Origin of the sequence: Pontibacter pamirensis, from assembly GCF_010015475.1 — a bacterium.
Taxonomy (GTDB): Bacteria; Bacteroidota; Bacteroidia; order Cytophagales; family Hymenobacteraceae; genus Pontibacter; species Pontibacter pamirensis.
The window spans coordinates 55471-73381 of sequence record NZ_SSNI01000006.1 but is presented as its reverse complement, the minus strand read 5'-3'; the positions used below and the strand labels follow the sequence as shown (position 1 = coordinate 73381).

The following is a 17911-nucleotide window of genomic DNA, read 5'->3' as shown; positions in this document are numbered from 1 at the left end:
CCTTCCATCTGCTATACTATACAACTGGAGATACACTTTTGCATTTCTTCTGCTCCAGTTTCTCTGGTAAATTTGCCATGCCTGCCGGGCAACTACTACATTACTTTTCCGCCAGTAGTTCCTCCATTGTCTTGTTGAAATCAGCTACCCAGGCCTCGTAGTACTCGCCGGTGCCGGGGCCGGAGAAGCCGGTGTGTATCTTGCGTACTTTCCCGTCTCTGCCTATAAAGATGGTAGTCGGGAATGACATGACGTGGTTGAGGGCAGGAAGGGCTTTGGCCGCCGCTTCTTTATCAGATACACCCGCTACCAGCAAGTCATAGTCAATGTCGAAGCGGTCTTTCATTTTCTGCAGGCGTGCGGCGGCTTTGTCAAACTCGGGGCTGCGTTCAAAGCCAAGGCCTATGATTTCGAGGCCGCGGTCTTTGTTCTCGTCATAGTAGGGCGACAGAAATTTAGTTTCGTCCATGCAGTTCGGGCACCAAGAGCCCAGCAGCTGCACAAGCACCACCTTGTCTTTGTACCTGGGGTCAGAAAGAGATACCTGCTGGCCTTCCAGGTTTGGGAAAGTAAAGGCCAGTTCCTCGTAGCCAGGTTTCAGGTAAGTGAGGGTGTCGGCGCTGGCAAGCTGTGCCTGCTCATTGCGCCTGGCTGTCCAGCTTTCGTGGTCGCTCATGCCGGAGTAAAAGTCGCCTTGCAGGGTGCTGTCGCCGCTGGGTTGGGCTGTGAAGAGGTAAGCATGATTGCCATCAAATGTAGACAGCTTCAGGTGCGCTCCTTCAACCTGTCCTTCTAAGTAGCGGTAATCCCCCGTCTCCGTCAGGAAGGTGCCGTTTACGTGGTTGCCGTTCTGGTTAAACACACCGATAGCTTTGTAGCTGGCTCCTTCCTTATCAGTGAAAAGGACTTCCCATTTTCCATCGAAGTTATAGGTGGCAGGTGCGGGATTTGCTGCAAAGCGGTTATGCTGGCCATGTGCTGCCACAAAAGGAACAGAATAAGGCGTTTCAGCATCGTGCTTCACAAAGCGGCCTTTCATCTTATCTCCGTTCACGCTGGCAATCAGATCCGCATCAAAAGTGTGTAAGGCTATTTTAAGGGAATCACCCTGTTGCTGCATGTCGTCCAGAAGAATGCGCTCTTCCCCATTTACCAGGTACAGTACGGTGCTTCCTTCTTTTTCTTCGGCTTCCATAATAAACGGAATTTCCTGGCCTTGCGCCTGCAAAGCTACGCGCCAAGTGCCTGTTTGTATTGCTGCGGGTGTGTCTTCTAGTGTTTCCGTCGGATTGCAGGAGCTTAAGAGCGGGATTACTGCCATTACCAAAAACAAAATCAGGCTGGCAGGGGTATTAAGAAAGTGATGTTTCATGCGGTAATATTTTGAAAATTTGTAGATACAAAAGTACAGCATGTGTTTTTAAAAACCACATGCTGCCTATTATACATGCATATCCATGTTTAGCCTATATTCATGTATGTTAATGTTTTTAGAGATACATAGATTTCGTACCTTTGTGAACTTCATAACAAAGCTTTTAAATAACTAACAATAGCAAAACTATGGCATTTGATTTAGGAATGATCAAGGCAGTATATGCCGGCATGGGAGAGCGTATTGCTGCTGCCCGCCAGGCAGTAGGCCGACCGCTGACCCTAACAGAGAAAATCTTGTATTCGCACCTTTACGAAGGCTCTGCCAGAGGCGCACATGAGCGGGGGCAGTCTTACGTGGATTTCGCGCCGGACAGGGTAGCCATGCAGGACGCCACGGCACAGATGGCGCTGCTTCAGTTCATGCAGGCTGGAAAGCCACAGGTGGCTGTGCCTTCTACTGTGCACTGTGACCACTTGATTCAGGCACGCGTTGGCGCCGACGCTGATTTACAGGACGCTTACAACGAGAACAAAGAAGTATATGATTTTCTGGCTTCTGTCTCTAATAAATATGGCCTTGGCTTCTGGAAGCCGGGTGCAGGTATTATTCACCAGGTAGTACTCGAGAATTACGCTTTCCCGGGCGGTATGATGATTGGTACTGACTCACACACACCGAACGCAGGTGGTTTGGGTATGATAGCCATTGGTGTGGGTGGTGCCGATGCCGTGGACGTGATGGCAGGAATGCCATGGGAATTGAAATTCCCGAAAGTGATTGGCATAAAGCTGACTGGTAGACTGAGCGGCTGGACATCTCCAAAAGACGTTATCCTGAAAGTAGCCGGTATCCTGACTGTAAAAGGTGGTACGGGTGCTATTGTGGAGTACTTTGGCGATGGTGCCGAGTCGATGTCTTGTACAGGTAAAGGTACAATCTGTAACATGGGCGCTGAAATTGGCGCAACGACCTCTGTTTTCTCTTACGATGCTAAAATGCGTGATTACCTGATGGCAACCGAGCGCCAGGAAATCGCTGACATGGCTGAAGGTGTGGCAGAGCACCTGCGTGCTGACGACGAGGTGTATGCTGACCCGGCTGCTTTCTACGACCAGCTGATCGAAATCGACCTGTCTACATTGGAGCCACACGTAAATGGACCGTTCACGCCGGATGCCGCATGGCCAATTTCCCAGTTTGCTTCCGTTGTGCGTGAGCACGGCTGGCCGGAAAAACTAGAAGTGGGCCTGATTGGTTCGTGCACCAACTCTTCTTACGAAGACTTGACCCGTTCTGCCTCTGTGGCGGCACAGGCGGTTGAGAAGCGTTTGGTGGCGCAGGCGGAGTTCACCATCACACCTGGTTCTGAAATGGTACGCTATACCACAGCCCGTGATGGCTTGTTGGATACCTTCGCAGAGATGGGTGGTGTGGTGCTGGCAAATGCCTGCGGACCGTGCATCGGACAGTGGGCCCGTCATACAGACGACCCGAAGCGCAAGAATTCCATCATTACTTCGTTTAACCGTAACTTTGCCAAGCGTAACGACGGTAACCCGAACACACACGCATTTGTAGCCTCACCGGAAATTGTAACGGCCTTCGCTATTGCCGGTGACCTGACTTTTAACCCGCTGACAGATACGCTGACAAATGAGGATGGCGAGCAGGTAAGACTGGATGAGCCAAGAGGCATTGAGTTGCCAACACAAGGCTTTGCTGTGGAAGACGCTGGTTATACAGCTCCAGCAGAAGACGGCAGTCAGATAGATGTAGTGGTTGACCCGGCATCTGACCGTCTGCAACTACTCGAAGGCTTCAAGCCATGGGAAGGTACAGACCTGAAAGGCCTGAAACTACTGATTAAAGCACAAGGCAAGTGTACGACGGACCATATCTCTATGGCCGGCCCGTGGCTGAAGTACCGTGGTCACCTCGACAACATCTCGAACAACATGTTGATTGGTGCCATGAACGCTTTTAACAGTGAGGCGAACAGCGTATACAACGACATGACCCGTGGTTACGATACTGTGCCTGCCACAGCCCGTACCTACAAAGCTGCCGAAATCGGTACAGTAGTAGTAGGCGACGAGAACTATGGTGAGGGATCATCCCGTGAGCATGCTGCCATGGAGCCACGCCACTTAGGTGTTCGTGCCGTTATCGTGAAGTCATTCGCGCGTATCCACGAAACTAACCTGAAGAAGCAGGGTATGCTGGGCCTTACATTTGCTAACAAAGCAGATTACGACCTGATTGAGGAGACAGATACTTTCGATATCATTGGCCTGACAGACTTCAGAGAAGGGCAGCCACTGAAAGTGGTGCTGCACCATAGCGATGGCAGCCAGGATAGCTTTATGGTAAACCATACCTACAACCAGGGGCAGATTGAGTGGTTTAAGGCTGGTTCAGCGCTTAACCTGATTCGATTGAAGGAAAAAGGCGCAAAGGCTTAATTCCTGCACCTTAAATAAAAAGAGAAGGCCTCACCGTTAAGTGAGGCCTTCTCTTTTTATAGGTAGCGTGTACTTTCAGTCGCTAGTGCCTCACTAATATCCGCTTTACAGAACTGGTGTTATTATACGTGATGTGGGCGATGTAGACGCCTGCCGCTAATTTGCTCACATCGTAGTATAAATCCGAATCGGAAATATGCGAGGGAGGAGAAACGCTCTTGCCTGCCATGTCTGTCAGGGTCAGGCGCGGGCTGGAGGCACTGTCGCCCCAGTCGACGGGCCTTGTAAGCGTAATGATGAGGAACTGGTCTGTCGGATTCGGGAAAACAGTTACCTGATCGGAGTATACCTGCAATTGCTTGGTGATAACGCTTTGTACGCAGCCAAGGCTGTCAGATGCTGCGAGCGTCACCTCGTATATGCCAGTCTCTTTATAGGTGTGGCTTGGGTGAATATCAGTAGAGGTAGTGCCGTCCCCGAAGTTCCATTCTACCAAAGCCGTATGTTTGCTTTTGTTCGTCAGTTGTGTCGCCAGGCCAGTATTGCCAAACTCTTTGGCGAAATTAAAATCAGCGACAGGTTCAGCAGGTATAATATAGCTGTAGGGTACGGGTGTGCTTTCAAATAAAGAATCGGCATTGGTGACATAGATGGTCCTGTTCTCATTCACCGAGCTAACAGGAAGCGCATCCGCTGTACCAATGAGTTGTGATTTGGCTTCATCAGCATAAAAGTTAAACACGCTGCCATTGTCTGGAGTAACCAAAACAGGAGAGCCCGCGCAGATGCCCTGCTGTGTTGGGGTGGGCATAGGGCCTGATTTGATACTGATGTACTTCTCCTGCGCTGCGGCTGCATGCGCTTTTAGCTTTGTCAGGTTATCAGCAGCGAGTAGCGCTACAGCTACTGTTCGTGTCTCACCCGGGGCAACATCAGTGAGCGTGGCACCCACTATATGCGACACATTGTTACCGGCTCTGCCGCCAGCCTTCACCCTGCTCACTCCGTTAGAGACTATCTTGTACTTTTCTGCATCTGAGAAGCCGTCATCTACAGTCACAGTGGAGTCGTTTCCGCCCATGTTGTCTATGGCATGGTACACTGGCTGGTCTTTTGTCAGAAGTTTAATTCCCGCATAAGGCAAAGCAGATCGCTTGTTGTAGACATAGCCGAGCTTTAGGGAATCGTTCCAGGCGGCTGCGTTTTGCATATAGTTGCCAATGTCCCAGTCGGCAAAGAGGCCGGCGTGCACCTTTGCAATGGTGTCAGTTGTTACGTTGGTTATCTGGTATTCGAAGATGATGTAGTCGCGGTCAGGTGCTTCCATCCAGGCGGAGGCCACCTGTTTTACCCTTACGCCCACCTGCTTATCTCCGGTAGCCTCCATCAGCGTACGCGCTTCCTGGGTAGCCAGAGGCGTGTCGTAGCGCAGCCGAACAGGTCCTGATGAGATAAAATCAGCATCGTTGAGCCATTTCTCATTATGCAGATTGTCCGATACCTTGCCAGCGTCTGTTGCCACTATCAGTCCTCCCTCAAATAATAGAGAAGGGCCACCTTTGTATTTTACGCCAATACCCTGCTTAAAATTAAGGCCGTTATAGCCAATGTTACCCACATTGTTCAGCGACACGTGCAGGTCGTTCGCGGTCAGGGTAACAAAGCTCGGGTTAATGACCAGCGTGATGTACTGAAAATCCTCATAATCGCCATCCATAAATCCAAGGCGCAGGTGCACCATGTGGTTGGTAGGCGCATCTTCAGCAATTTTCAGGATAAAAGGGCGCAGGCCGGAAGTGACTGTGCCCATGGTGGCGACACTACCCAGAGGCAGGGTACCCCGCTCCATGCTGACATAGGGGGAGGCAGAAGTGAGGGTTACCTGTAGTGCTTTAGTGGGAGAAAGGTAGTTCAGGAAGCTTGTTTCCAAGGCCACTGTGCTGCCCGCATAAGCAGTTTGGGTAGTCAGAGCCAGCCCGTATGAGGTACAACGCACCGATTTGAGATTCTGCTGTTTCAGCGCCTTCTTCAGGTTAAAGCGTCCCTTCCCCAGTTTCTCAAGGTATGGCTGGTTGCCTGCCAGCTCGTAAATATCGTCCGTGCTGACCCGGATTCGCTCTGCCACCTGCCGGGCATTGAGTTCGGGGTATTTCGCTCTCACCAGGGCCGCACCTCCGGCTACAATAGGAGAGGAGAAAGAAGTGCCCCAGGCACCACCATACGTTTGGTCGTTGTTGATGGTGGCTGTGTGAATGTTGTCGCTTGGCGCTGTCAGGTCTATACGGTAGCTGTAGGTGTGGTCTTTGTACTTGACATCTGCGGCGTTAGTTCCTCCCACAGAAAGCACATTTTCATAAGATGCCGGGTAAATGTCCAGCAGTTTGTTCGTGTTTCCCCCGGATGCTACTATAAGTACGTCCTTGTCCAGCGCAGCATAATTAATAATATCCTGCTCATACTGCGACTGCCCCTCACCGCCCCACGAGAGGTTAATGACTTTGCATCCTTTGTTAGCGGCATAAACGATGGCTTCATAGCCACCAAAGGAGCCGTTGGAAACTGACGAAAAAACCTTGAGAGGCAGAAACTTTGTGTTATAACCCAGGCTGGCTATACCGGTGCCATTGTTCGTGGCACCAGCTGACACAGCGGCTACACTGGTGCCATGCCCTTTCCAGGAAGTGTCGTCATTTACGTCGTTGTCTTTGTCTGAGAAGTCCCAGCCAGAGAAGTTGTCGATGTAACCGTCGCCGTCGTTGTCTATGCCGTCTATTGGGTCACTGTAGTTGTGCTTCACTTTTGACTTAAGCTCTTCGTGTGTGAGCCGGAAACCAGTGTCCAGAATGGCTATCACTACATTGGTGTCGCCCTTCTCCACAGCCCAGCCCTCATAGGCCTGCAGCAGCTTCAGGTAATACTGTGTGGATTTGGTTGAGTCAGCAGCAGGGTCATTAGGTTGGGCAAGCGGCTCCCGCACATAAAGCGGCTCTACGTACGCTACCAGGCCGGTGCTCATCAGAGCTTTTTGTACCTGGTCAAGGGTATAGCCCTCATCATACTTCAGCTCATAAATCAGCGACAGGTCGACAGCGGGCGCGGCTCTGCGCACATTGGCAGCCTGTGCTGCTGCTTCCTTCGGGAACTTCTGCTGTACCTGCTTCGCACCTACCTCCTGTATGGCTGCCTGAAGGAGGCTACCAGCACTTTGGTTGCTACGCGCCATCTGGCCGAACTGAGGCTTCAGTTTATAGACGACGGTGTGCGGAACGGTGCCGCTGCCGATGTTGCCGGGGCGTTGCGCATACAGTAAGGGTATAAACACAAAAGATACAGCTACGCTCCAGAAGATGCGTTTCAGCGCCATTAAAAGAGTAAGCATGCAATCAAATGAGCTATGGTATGGGTGCGTGAATTATTTTTTTTTCTGAACGGGTGCTGACAGTGTGAAAGAAAACATAGAATGAAATCAAGTATACTTTTGGTTCCTTTTGTTCTCTCACAAATCTTTCCCTGATTCAGTACAGGAAACACAGATTTCCTGTTAATGGCAATACAATAAGTTGTTATAAGTAAATGTATAATTAAAATTCGATTTTTAATACGTTGCGAAAGTATATATGTTCCATTATATAACCAAATAGCTATAGATATTAATTTTTTCGACATGCCTCAGTTTACTATAGGCAGAGCATACTTTAGTGAAAGAGAAAGTGATAGTAGCTGATAGTTTGGTGAGAATGCCCGCTTGTTGAATTCATATGTACCGGGCGGGTACTTCAACGGGAGTACTTTCTTCAAAATCCGGGGTCTTTGATCAGATGCTTTACGGGATCCGGTTGATGGGAAAATTCAAATAAAACACAGGAGCCCCTGCAATTGAGTTGCAGGGGCTCCTGTGTTTTATTTGAACAGCTTGTTCAGGTCGTCTTTCAGGCTGTCAAGCCCGCTTTGCAGATCCTGCCAGGTACTCTGCTTGTCCTCTGCGTCAGCAAGTTTGGAGGCAATGAGCTCCCGCTTCTTCTCGAGGCCTGCAATATGTTCGTGGTAGGTATGGTTTGAGTCGGCGGCAGTGGCATGTGCCCGCCCTTTCAACACCTTTATCTTACTGTCCAGTTCATTAAGGCTTTTCTGTATCTCTTCGCGGGTAAGATTATCAGGTGCGCGCATATGTTCAGGTTTCAAAGGGTAATGATCCATAATTTTCAGATTAAATCATTCTACACGTGCCGTAAAAGGCATTTCATTTATCTTCATACTCTTCTCAAGAAAAAAAGATGTATTTGCAGCGGCACCGCTCTAACCTTTATTGCGCAAACATAGGAGGGGTGCTGGAAAGGGAAAAGCAAATAAAAATTTCTTAGAGAGGGACATCCAGCGCAACAAAACGCAGCAAAACAGGCTTCGACTACCTGCGCCATCAGCCGCCGGTTTAATAAGCTTCTGAAAGATAAAGCATAACACAATATCAATTTTGATATTTGAAGAAAGTCCACGATATTAGCAGGGGCGAATGAAGTGCTTTCCGCCTGCTGATTGGCAGGAGCAGATACTTTAGCGTTTTATACAGACAAAATAAAGTAGGCTGAGCTTTACCTAATGATTTCTTACAATACTCCTTTGAATCTGGTGCTACTTGTAGACGATGATGAAACAACAAACTACCTGAACAAGCGCCTGTTGAGTGAAATGCAGATAGCCAGTGAAATACTGGTGCTGAGTAACGGCAAAGAAGCATTGGAATACCTGGCGAAAGCCTGTGATGCTGTGCCTGATGCTGCGTTCAAATGCCCCGACCTGATTTTCCTGGATATAAAGATGCCGGTGATGGACGGTTTTACCTTTCTGGAAGAGTATGAGAAGCGTGGGCTCAATATGAGAGACCACATGATTATTCTGATGCTGACTTCTTCGGCCAGTTTTTATGACCTGGAGCGGCTGAAGAACTTTAAAAAGGTGCGGAAGCATTTTTCCAAGGCTCTCACCAAACACGATGTGCGGGATATCATGGATGAGTTTTTCAAGGTGAGAAAATAGGTACCACAATATACCCTGTAATACAGAAGGCGCTGCAATAACTTGCAGCGCCTTCTGTATTACAGGGTATATTGTGGTACTCAGGAAAAGTCCTCAGGCATCAGTTCGGTGGCAGGCCACGTGAATACAAAGCGGCTGCCGCGCCCTTCCGATTCTATCCAAAGCTTACAACCTTTTCTGTCAATGATCTTGCTAACAATAGACAAACCAAGCCCGGAAGAGAGCGAGCGCCTGACACTGGTATCCAGCTCATGGATACTCAGCACCTGGTGTTGTTTTTTTTGAGGAATGCCGGGGCCGTTGTCCTGCACAGAAAAAGAAAGGAACTCCGGGTTTAGCTCGCAGGCAATCTTTATCGAACCCTTATCGGGTTGGTCATGGTGTTTGATGCTGTTACCGATGATGTTGCTGAAAACCTGGTAAAGGAAAATCTCCTCGGTATAAAGCACTGGCAGGTCTTCTGGTATACATACATCGCAACCAGCAGGCACATCCAGCGATGCCACCACCTGGTGCAGCAGCGTATACAGGTTTACGGCGTTTTTTTGGATGTTGCGGCGGCCAGCCAGCGAGTAAGCGAGTATACCCGTAATCAGCCGGTCCATTTTGTGTGTTTGCTGGCGTAGCATCGGGAACACATGATTTGCCTCCTCCAACTGCTCCGCTTCCAGGTAGGCTTCCAAAGCCAGGGTAATGCCGTTAATGTTTTGCAGTGGCGCCCGCAGGTCATGCGACACAGTGTGGGCAAAGGCATCCAGGCTTTGGTTTATGTGCTGCAGCTGGCTGTTTTTTTTGTCGCGCTCCTCCAACAGCATGCCTATCTCTGAATTTGACTGCTGCAGCCTGGTGTTCAGTCTCCGGATCTCCTGTAGTTGTTGCTCTGCCTCTATGTTGCGGAGGTGCAGTTGCTCCAGCAGTTCCAGTAACTGCATATTTTGTCTCTTGATTTCGGCATAAGGCGAAATGCGCGTCTCCTGGTCAAATTCCATCGTCCAGTTCTCCAGCAGCTGCTTTGTCATGTTAGGTGCCTGGGCCGGAAGCTTTTTGCGGAGCGTTACCCTGGTGCCTTTTTCGAAATCACTTTCAATGTCAAAGAAGTCAGTAAGCTTTCTGGAGTTGACGATGCCGGACCCACGCCCGTTGGGAGAGGAGCCTCTTCCGGAAAGAATATATTCCAGGTTGCCAATGCCGCGGCCCCTGTCCGTGATAGAGGCCTCCAAATAGTTCACGCCCCCTTCTTCTGCCAGGCTGAAGTGGATGCCGCCGTTGCCGACATGCTCTACCACATTGCGGCAGATTTCGGACACGGCAGTGGCAAACTTCGTTTGGTTCGCCTGCGCCATGCCCAGCCGCTCCGACAGCTGCATGGCCCTTTTATAGGCCAGCACCACGTCCAGTTCGTTCGTTATATTTATTTTGAGTATACTACGTGACATCCCTTTCTATATTTTGCCTTTACATACAACTACAAGTGTGTCATCAGTCTTGCGGCTGTTGGTTTTATAAAGCACAGCGGCTATGGTGGAAGCGTGGTGGCGGTTCAGAGAAGGGAGCTTCGACATATCCCATCTTGACTTTAGCCCGTCGGAGTGCAGGACCAGCATGTTGCCGCGCCCCCAATCAAGCTGTTGGTTGCTGAGGGTGTTGGGTACATTATGCCCCAATATACCATTATAAGAGATAATATTCTTATAGGCTGCTCCGGCCATGCTGCTATCCTGGTTAAACAGTTTCCCGGCAATGTTGCCAACGCCACAGTAGCTGATGCGGTGTGTACTGCCGCTGATGCTGGCCATAAGCCCTACTGCGCCGCGCGTGCGCTTGATGTTAGCGTGTATGTAGCGCAGCGCATCGGCAGGTGCTGTTGCCGGTGAGCCCATAAAGTACTTGGCAGCCTCCTGGGATGCTTCGTGTGCGTTTGCGCCATGCCCCAGGCCGTCTAAGGCCAGCAGGTACAAGTCCGGGCCGCGCAGGACCATAGCAAAATTGTCTCCGCAAAGCGTTTCGCCTGACTTCGCCACCATCACATAGCCTACCTCATAGCGGGTAATATCTGCCGCCAAGTCCTTTTTTCTGCCGGTTTTATAAATTCTGGAGAGCACTGTAGTGCCTATACCTGGCTGCGAATAGAGGTCAAATTCATCTGACTGCCTTTTTATGGCTCCCAAACCTTCACCTGCCGAGCCATAGGTGGAGAAGCCATCTTCCTGCATGCGGGCAGGGTCAGACATGCCGGGGCCGTTGTCGAGGCAAAAAATTTCAAGGCCAGTAATGGGGCTGCCGAAAGGCCTCACCAGCAGCTCTCCGCCTCCAGTGGCAAATTTTGCTAAGTTAGTAACTAGTTCGGAGACAACGATGTTCACCTTGCCTACATCGGCGGGCGAGAAGCCATAGCTCTCCACCAGGCGCGTAATGTCTCGCTTCGCTATGCTGGAGTAGCTTTTGTCGGGGATGATGAATTGCTGGTGCTGATTAACGTCCATGTTTCCAGTGGATAACGGTTACGCGTGTGCCCTCGCCGGGTTTGCTCTGTATGTCAAACTCATTTACGAGGCGCTTAGCTCCGGGGAGCCCAAGCCCAAGGCTCTTACCTGTCGAGAAACCGTCCTGCATGGCCTGCTGTATATCCGCAATACCCGGTCCTTGGTCTGTAAAGGTTAACCGGACACCATTCTGTGCGCTTTTGCTGATAATTTCAATAACAACTTGGCCGCCGTTGGCATACTTGAGCATGTTGCGGACCAGTTCGCTGGCTGCCGTAATTAGTTTTGTCTGGTTTACAAGGCTCATTCCTATTTTCGTACTGTACTCACGCACACGATTGCGGAAAAGAACAACGTCCTGTTCCCGCACGATCTGCATCGTGTCCTTATTCAGTACGATCATCCAGCTCTTCCTCTTCGTCCTGCTCCTGCAAATAGTCGGGGCCAATCTTGTCCTGAAGTAATTCCATGCCTTTTTCAACATCAAGTGCCGTGTGCACTCCCTGCAGCGTGAGGCCAAGCTCTACCAGCGTGATGGCAACGGCCGGCTGCATGCCTACCACTACCGTCTGTGCGTCCATTATGCCGGACATAGAGGCAATGTTGCCTAATATGCGGCCCATAAAAGAGTCTACTATACTTACAGCCGATATATCAATGAGTACCCCGCGCGCGCCTGTTTTGCTAACCATGGTAATCAGATCGTTCTCTAAGTTCAGGGCTAACCTGTCGTAAAGGTCCACCTGTATGGTGACCAGCAGAAAGGGGCCCAGTTTCAAAATTGGGATTCTGTCCATATCCATGTTTAGCGCTTAAATCCGAAAGTGGTGCTTTTACTATGTGACTTCACTTCAATTCTATTCATACTGAAGGCCAGTTGCAACGCACTCGCCAACGATGCCTTTGTTTTGATATTGGAGAGGTCGATGCCTAAGTGTACAATTGTTTGCGCAATCTCAGCCCGTATGCCGCTGATGATGCACTCGGCACCCATCAGGCGGGTAGCACTCACTGTTTTAATAAGGTGCTGCGCCACCAGTGAGTCAACAGCTGGCACGCCGGATATATCCAGAATAGCAATGTTGCTGCCTGTGTTCACAATCTCCTGCAGCAGGCTTTCCATCACAACCTGGGTGCGGGCGCTGTCCAGGGTGCCAATAATCGGCAGGGCCAGAATGCCTTCCCATACTTTAATAACAGGGGTGGATATTTCACTGATCTCATCAGACTGACGTAGAATCACTTCCTCGCGGCCTTTAATGAAGGTCTCAAAGGTTACAACGCTGAGGCTATCAAGTAGCCTGTTCACCATCATAACTTCTTTGTAGAGCTGCTCATGCTGCCCGGCAAGCTCCTGCTCCAGCGCATCGGCAATGGCTTTTTTCAGGCTGAGTACATACATGCCTGTTTCGCGCGGGCTGAAGCCCTGGCGGGCACGTGTAATAGAGATATCCGACAGGATCTCAGTTATCGGCTCATACTCTGCTGCGTAAATGTTGTCCGTGTTGCCTGTTGCCATGGCACGGGCCAACCCATTCAATAGCTCATCTGATTGTTTGTGGAGCTCTTCATTCGAAATAAGATCATCGCGGAGCCCCTGGTCAGAGAGTTGGTTGCTCATCCAGCTTTCGAGAATGGTTTTCTTCTTGCTGTGTAGTAGTTGTGCCGTAGTATTCATGATGGTGTGAAGTCTATGAGTCCTTTATGTGCCCTAAAAGATGCAGGCGGGAATTTCCGGTTAAAGTTAAACATTATGTTGTACATACCATCAGAATATAATCTTTATACCTAAAAGACGTCCGTACGCCAGCCAGACTGATAGGTATGAAACGCCTGGTAAAAGGAACAGGTGCAGGCAGAGAAAACAAGTGTATAGCTTAAAGCAAATTGAACGTATACAGGAGTCAAGCGTAATCCAAACAGAAAGATGAAATTTACTTACCTGCAGTGCCTATTGCCAGTCTTGCTTTTACTAACGGGATGCAGCCCATCTATACAAGTGAATACCGAACCTGCCCCTGGCTTTCAATTAAGCAACTATGAAACGTTTGCTTTTTATGAGGTAGAGGCTTCCGGAGAGGGACTGACACCGGCCTACCAGACCCAGGTGCAGTATCTGCAGCAAGCAATCTCAGACCAACTGGAGGCACGGGGTTTAACGCAAACTACTTCAGATCCTGACCTGCTCATTAACCTGGGTATTGTGGTTACTGAAGAGGTGCAGACGCGGCAGACGGATATTCGATCGGACCCGCCTAACTACATTGGGCAGCGCCGCTATACATGGCGGAGCAGAGAAGTAGAGGTGGGCAGGTACAGAGAAGGAACCGTATCGGTGCACCTCGTGGACAACGAACAGAACGAACTGGTATGGCGCGGCGCGGCAGAAGCCATCCTGCAGCGCAAGCAGGCAAAACTACAGGAACAGATCGTAAAAGGGGTGGAGGAAATGTTCCAGGCAATACCGCAGTGAAATTATGCTGAAGCCGAAGAGCGCACTTAGTTTATTGTGCCGTGCCAACAGGAGGAAGAAGTGGCGCACCACCTGCCTGCACGTCTATCACCCAGCCTATCACGATAATGGCGGGATAGGTAAGGTGGTGCTCCTTAATCAGATTAGGTAAGTCTTTTACTTTGCCCACCGCTGACTTCTGGTGTGGCAGAGAGGCATGTTGTATAATAGCTACCGGCATGTCGCCTTTTCCCTCCTGCACATACACAGCGGCAATCTCCGGGGCTTTTTTCATACCCATATATACAATAACGGTGGCATTGCTCTGCATCGACAGCCTCAGGTCTTTAGACAGGGAGCCGTCTTTTTTAGTGCCGGTTATGGCCCATACGCCTTCGCTGACGGCACGGTGCGTGAGCGGGATATCGTTAAAGCCGCTTGCCTGCATGCTGGTGATGCCCGGTATGTAATGGGTTTTAATGCCGTGCTCCCTGGCAAAGAGCACCTCTTCAAATCCTCTACCGAAAATATAAGGGTCGCCGCCCTTTAGCCTTACCACAATGCCCTTGCTATGTGCTTTCTCTAATATTAATTCATGAATTCTTTCCTGTGGTGTATAGTCACCATAAGGGTGCTTCCCGACATAAATTCTCTCGCAGTCTTCTTTCGTAATATCCAGCAGTTCTTTATTAGCGAGGTTGTCATACAGCACTACGTCTGCTTTTTGTAAAACTTTATAGGCTTTTACAGTTATCAGTTCCGGGTCGCCGGGACCAGCGCCCATTACATAAAGTTCAGGGGTTTTCTTTTGATCGGGCATATTGCTTCATTCTCCACGTAATTGCTTACGCTATCTATTAAAGTATACTAGTCAGGCAAATGTAATGGTTCGCTTCTCATTTATAGTATGGCTTCAAAGGTTTAGCTTTTTCTTTATCTATTTCCAATCCTGCTTTCTCCAGTGTCACTACAACTCCTGCTGCTTTTGCTGATACTGTGGGACGCACCGTGCTACCTCTCTACTATCGAGTTATAACATCAGATGATTGTCCTGCTTCTTTTTCCTGCCTCACCTCTCCAATGATTAGTTACTCACTCACATTTTTAGGTTTAAATTATTGGCAATATACTATTTTGTCGAATAATTTAAATTTAAGTTTAGTGTAGTGTTTTTATAGGGGTTAATTTAATTAATATATAATATTAGTTTACATAACCCTATTTTACAAGGGGCGTAATCGTGAAATCATGTGTAAAATAATGGGTAGTAGTGTATATTAATAGGGGGTGTTGAAAATAAATTTAATTTTTTTAAAAATTTAATTTATAACTATAGTTCAATTATAGATAGTAAAACAAGCTGTTTTTGTTGGTAATGTGAAATTTTAAATAAAATATCACTCTGTTGCATATTTGTTAACACGAATCTGTTTTTGTGAAAATTTAGTAATTTTTAACTAAGTTTGATTGAAAGGTTGTTAAAGATAGGCCTGTTGGAGGAGAAGCTGTTAACTTCTAAATATCGGGTGAAGGGATAAACTCTTACCGGCTCCGGACTAAGTCTTAGATAAAATTTGAAATTATGAATATGTCTCAGCAAGATCTCAAAACAGTTGTGGTGGTAGGAAATGGTATGGTGGGCTACAAGTTTTGTGAAAAACTGCTCGCTAAAACTTCAGCTTTCAACATTGTTGTTTTTGGGGAAGAACCGCGCCACGCTTACGACCGCGTGCATCTGAGCGAATATTTCAATGGGAAGTCTGCAGATGACTTGTCTATGTCGCACCTGGGGTGGTACAGCGAAAATAACATTGCCCTGCACCTCGGCGACACTATCACCGAAATCAACCGCTCTGAAAAAGTAATCCATTCCCTAAAAGGCGTTTCGCAGCCCTACGATTACCTCGTGCTCGCTACCGGTTCATCAGCTTTTGTGCCCGATATACCTGGGGTGGAGAAAGACGGCGTGTTCGTGTACCGCACCATTGAAGACCTTGACCTGATTCAGAATTATGCCAAAGCAGCCAGAAAAGGAGCTGTATTGGGTGGTGGCCTGCTAGGCCTCGAGGCGGCAAAAGCACTTATCGATCTGGGCCTGGAAGAAACACATGTGATAGAGTTCGCCCCACGCCTGATGCCCCGGCAAATAGACTCCGCCGGTAGCGCCATGCTGCAGGCTAAACTCGAGACGCTGGACCTGAAGGTGCACATGAACAAGAGCACCAGCAGCATTTTAGGAGACAGTAACATCAAAGGGCTTCAGTTCAATGATGACACCTCGCTGGAAGTGGATATGCTGGTGATTTCAGCAGGCATACGCCCGCGTGACGAACTGGCAAAACTGGCGGGCCTGGAAACCGGAACCCGTGGCGGCATTGTCGTGAACCAGAAAATGCAGACCAGCGACGACAGCATCTTTGCTATCGGTGAGTGCGCCCTCTACGACGGGATGATATATGGCCTGGTGGCGCCAGGCTATGAGATGGCCGAGGTAGTTGCCGCGCACCTGTGCGCTGGGGAGCGCACTTTCAACGGCTACGACATGAGCACCAAACTCAAACTGATCGGTGTGGATGTCGCCAGCTTCGGAGACCCTTTCGTGACGGAGCCAGACAGCAGATCCATCGTATTTGAAGACTCCCACAAAGGCGTATACAAGCGCATCAACATCAGCAACGATGGCAAATACCTGCTGGGTGGCGTGCTGATAGGCGATGCTGACGCTTATAACATCCTGCTGCAGACAGTAAACAACAACATCCTGCTGCCGCCAAACCCCGAAGACCTTATTTTGGGAGCCAGGGGAGGCGAAGCCAGTGCAGGAGCGGGTGTCGTGACGCTGCCGGACGAAGCCTTGATTTGTTCTTGCGAGGCAGTATCAAAAGGGGATATCTGCGGAGCCGTAACGGACCTAAATGTGACGACGGTGGAGGGAATGAAGAAGTGCAACAAAGCCGGTACCGGCTGTGGTGGCTGCGTTCCGCTTGTAAAAGACCTGATTCATGAGACGCTGAAAGCAAACGGTACTTACATCAAGAACGTTGTTTGCGAGCACTTCGACTACTCCCGTCAGGAGCTGTTCGACCTGATGAAGCTGAACAAGATTAAAACCTACGATGCTGCCTTAGACCATTTCGGGAAAGGCGATGGCTGTGAACTCTGTAAGCCTACCGTTGCCAGCATACTGGCCAGTTTATGGAACGACGTGATTGTGAAGCAGCATACTATCCAGGACAGCAACGACCGTTACCTGGCCAACATACAAAAAGGCGGTACTTATTCTGTTGTGCCGCGCATACCAGGCGGGGAGATTACACCAGATAAACTAATTGTGATTGGGCAGGTGGCGAAGAAGTATAACCTGTACACCAAAATTACCGGAGGCCAGCGCATCGACCTGTTCGGGGCGCACCTCTCGGAACTGCCCGACATCTGGAGCGAATTAATAGATGCCGGATTTGAAAGCGGCCATGCCTACGGAAAGGCGCTTCGCACAGTGAAGAGCTGTGTCGGCAGCACTTGGTGCCGCTTTGGCCTCCACGACAGCGTGTCTTTTGCCATTGAGATAGAAGAGCGCTACCGGGGCATCCGGGCACCGCACAAAATAAAAGGAGGCGTGAGTGGCTGCGTGCGGGAGTGTGCCGAGGCGCAGTCAAAAGACTTCGGTATCATCGCCACCGAAAAAGGCTGGAACCTGTACGTGGCCGGAAACGGCGGTTCCAAGCCCCAGCATGCACAGCTGTTGGCCACCGACATCGACAAGGAAACCTGCGTCAAATACCTCGACAGGTTCCTGATGTTCTACATCAATACTGCTGATTCCCTTACCCGCACCGCTACCTGGCTGAACAAAATGGAAGGTGGCCTGAGCTACTTGAAAAATGTGGTGATCAACGACAGCCTCGGCATCAACGCGCAACTGGAAGCAGAGATGCAAGGCTTGGTAGACAGCTATCACTGCGAGTGGAAAGAGGCAGTTGAAAACCCGGACCTGCGCAAGCAGTTCGCGCACTTCGTGAATGCCCCGAAAGAGAAAGATCCGCTGGTTGCTTTCGATACCATGCGCGAGCAGGTGAAAGCGAAGGAATGGTGATACCTGAAT

General features: G+C 49.6%; 13 protein-coding genes. 4 read left to right on the top strand and 9 right to left on the bottom strand.

The window, feature by feature from the left end:
• Positions 1 to 100 precede the first annotated feature (100 nt).
• Positions 101 to 1372 (bottom strand): peroxiredoxin family protein, encoded by a 1272-nt coding sequence (locus tag E1919_RS07375; protein WP_162052712.1) that lies wholly within the window; start codon positions 1370 to 1372, stop codon positions 101 to 103.
• A 191-nt stretch (positions 1373 to 1563) separates the two neighbouring features.
• On the opposite strand from E1919_RS07375, the gene E1919_RS07370 reads away from it, so the two are divergent.
• Positions 1564 to 3840, top strand: a complete 2277-nt coding sequence (locus tag E1919_RS07370; RefSeq protein WP_162052711.1) for an aconitate hydratase — start codon at positions 1564 to 1566, stop codon at positions 3838 to 3840.
• An 82-nt stretch (positions 3841 to 3922) separates the two neighbouring features.
• On the opposite strand, the gene E1919_RS07365 is transcribed toward E1919_RS07370, so the two are convergent.
• Both E1919_RS07365 and E1919_RS07360 read right to left on the bottom strand, forming a co-directional pair.
• Positions 3923 to 7219 carry a S8 family serine peptidase gene (locus E1919_RS07365; RefSeq protein WP_237144099.1) on the bottom strand — a complete coding sequence of 1099 codons (3297 nt, stop codon included), beginning with the start codon at positions 7217 to 7219 and terminating at the stop codon, positions 3923 to 3925.
• A 521-nt stretch (positions 7220 to 7740) separates the two neighbouring features.
• A complete protein-coding gene (locus E1919_RS07360; protein ID WP_237144097.1) occupies positions 7741 to 8007 on the bottom strand; it encodes a sll1863 family stress response protein in 267 nt (88 codons plus the stop codon).
• 429 nt (positions 8008 to 8436) lie between these two features.
• Here E1919_RS07360 and E1919_RS07355 point away from each other — a divergent pair, with 429 nt between their 5' ends.
• Positions 8437 to 8874, top strand: a complete 438-nt coding sequence (locus E1919_RS07355) for a response regulator (protein ID WP_162052709.1) — start codon at positions 8437 to 8439, stop codon at positions 8872 to 8874.
• Positions 8875 to 8954: 80 nt separating this feature from the next.
• On the opposite strand, the gene E1919_RS07350 is transcribed toward E1919_RS07355, so the two are convergent.
• From E1919_RS07350 to E1919_RS07330, 5 genes are read right to left on the bottom strand one after another with little or no spacing between them, the layout of a single operon-like run.
• On the bottom strand, positions 8955 to 10310 hold the full coding sequence (locus E1919_RS07350; RefSeq protein WP_162052708.1) for a sensor histidine kinase: 1356 nt from the start codon (positions 10308 to 10310) through the stop codon (positions 8955 to 8957).
• A gap of 6 nt (positions 10311 to 10316) precedes the next feature.
• Positions 10317 to 11357, bottom strand: a complete 1041-nt coding sequence (locus E1919_RS07345) for an ATP-binding protein (protein WP_162052707.1) — start codon at positions 11355 to 11357, stop codon at positions 10317 to 10319.
• Positions 11347 to 11760 (bottom strand): anti-sigma regulatory factor, encoded by a 414-nt coding sequence (locus E1919_RS07340; protein ID WP_202915875.1) that lies wholly within the window; start codon positions 11758 to 11760, stop codon positions 11347 to 11349. The genes E1919_RS07345 and E1919_RS07340 overlap by 11 nt, the downstream gene beginning before the upstream one ends.
• The gene (locus E1919_RS07335; protein WP_162052820.1) at positions 11744 to 12154 is read right to left on the bottom strand and encodes an STAS domain-containing protein; all 411 of its coding nucleotides are present in this window, start codon (positions 12152 to 12154) and stop codon (positions 11744 to 11746) included. The genes E1919_RS07340 and E1919_RS07335 overlap by 17 nt, the downstream gene beginning before the upstream one ends.
• An 8-nt stretch (positions 12155 to 12162) precedes the next feature.
• Positions 12163 to 13035, bottom strand: coding sequence for an STAS domain-containing protein (locus tag E1919_RS07330; protein ID WP_162052706.1), 873 nt, complete (start codon positions 13033 to 13035; stop codon positions 12163 to 12165).
• A gap of 321 nt (positions 13036 to 13356) precedes the next feature.
• Here E1919_RS07330 and E1919_RS07325 point away from each other — a divergent pair, with 321 nt between their 5' ends.
• Complete coding sequence (locus E1919_RS07325) at positions 13357 to 13830, top strand: DUF4136 domain-containing protein (RefSeq protein WP_237144095.1); 474 nt, start codon at positions 13357 to 13359, stop codon at positions 13828 to 13830.
• A gap of 31 nt (positions 13831 to 13861) precedes the next feature.
• On the opposite strand, the gene cobA is transcribed toward E1919_RS07325, so the two are convergent.
• A complete protein-coding gene (gene cobA / locus E1919_RS07320; protein WP_162052704.1) occupies positions 13862 to 14629 on the bottom strand; it encodes a uroporphyrinogen-III C-methyltransferase in 768 nt (255 codons plus the stop codon).
• Between the two features lie 768 nt (positions 14630 to 15397).
• Here cobA and nirB point away from each other — a divergent pair.
• Positions 15398 to 17902: a nitrite reductase large subunit NirB gene (nirB, locus tag E1919_RS07315; protein WP_162052703.1), complete on the top strand. Its 2505-nt coding sequence runs from the start codon at positions 15398 to 15400 to the stop codon at positions 17900 to 17902.
• Positions 17903 to 17911 lie beyond the last annotated feature (9 nt).

What these genes read in the sequence shown, in the direction of transcription:
- E1919_RS07375 (WP_162052712.1), bottom strand. Translation starts at nt 1,372, where the DNA reads ATGAAACATCACTTTCTTAATACCCCTGCCAGCCTGATTTTGTTTTTG.
- E1919_RS07370 (WP_162052711.1), top strand. Translation starts at nt 1,564, where the DNA reads ATGGCATTTGATTTAGGAATGATCAAGGCAGTATATGCCGGCATGGGA.
- E1919_RS07345 (WP_162052707.1), bottom strand. Translation starts at nt 11,357, where the DNA reads ATGGACGTTAATCAGCACCAGCAATTCATCATCCCCGACAAAAGCTAC.
- E1919_RS07330 (WP_162052706.1), bottom strand. Translation starts at nt 13,035, where the DNA reads ATGAATACTACGGCACAACTACTACACAGCAAGAAGAAAACCATTCTC.
- E1919_RS07360 (WP_237144097.1), bottom strand. Translation starts at nt 8,007, where the DNA reads ATGCGCGCACCTGATAATCTTACCCGCGAAGAGATACAGAAAAGCCTT.
- E1919_RS07350 (WP_162052708.1), bottom strand. Translation starts at nt 10,310, where the DNA reads ATGTCACGTAGTATACTCAAAATAAATATAACGAACGAACTGGACGTG.
- nirB (WP_162052703.1), top strand. Translation starts at nt 15,398, where the DNA reads ATGTCTCAGCAAGATCTCAAAACAGTTGTGGTGGTAGGAAATGGTATG.
- E1919_RS07340 (WP_202915875.1), bottom strand. Translation starts at nt 11,760, where the DNA reads ATGATCGTACTGAATAAGGACACGATGCAGATCGTGCGGGAACAGGAC.
- E1919_RS07355 (WP_162052709.1), top strand. Translation starts at nt 8,437, where the DNA reads ATGATTTCTTACAATACTCCTTTGAATCTGGTGCTACTTGTAGACGAT.
- E1919_RS07335 (WP_162052820.1), bottom strand. Translation starts at nt 12,154, where the DNA reads ATGGACAGAATCCCAATTTTGAAACTGGGCCCCTTTCTGCTGGTCACC.
- E1919_RS07365 (WP_237144099.1), bottom strand. Translation starts at nt 7,219, where the DNA reads ATGCTTACTCTTTTAATGGCGCTGAAACGCATCTTCTGGAGCGTAGCT.
- cobA (WP_162052704.1), bottom strand. Translation starts at nt 14,629, where the DNA reads ATGCCCGATCAAAAGAAAACCCCTGAACTTTATGTAATGGGCGCTGGT.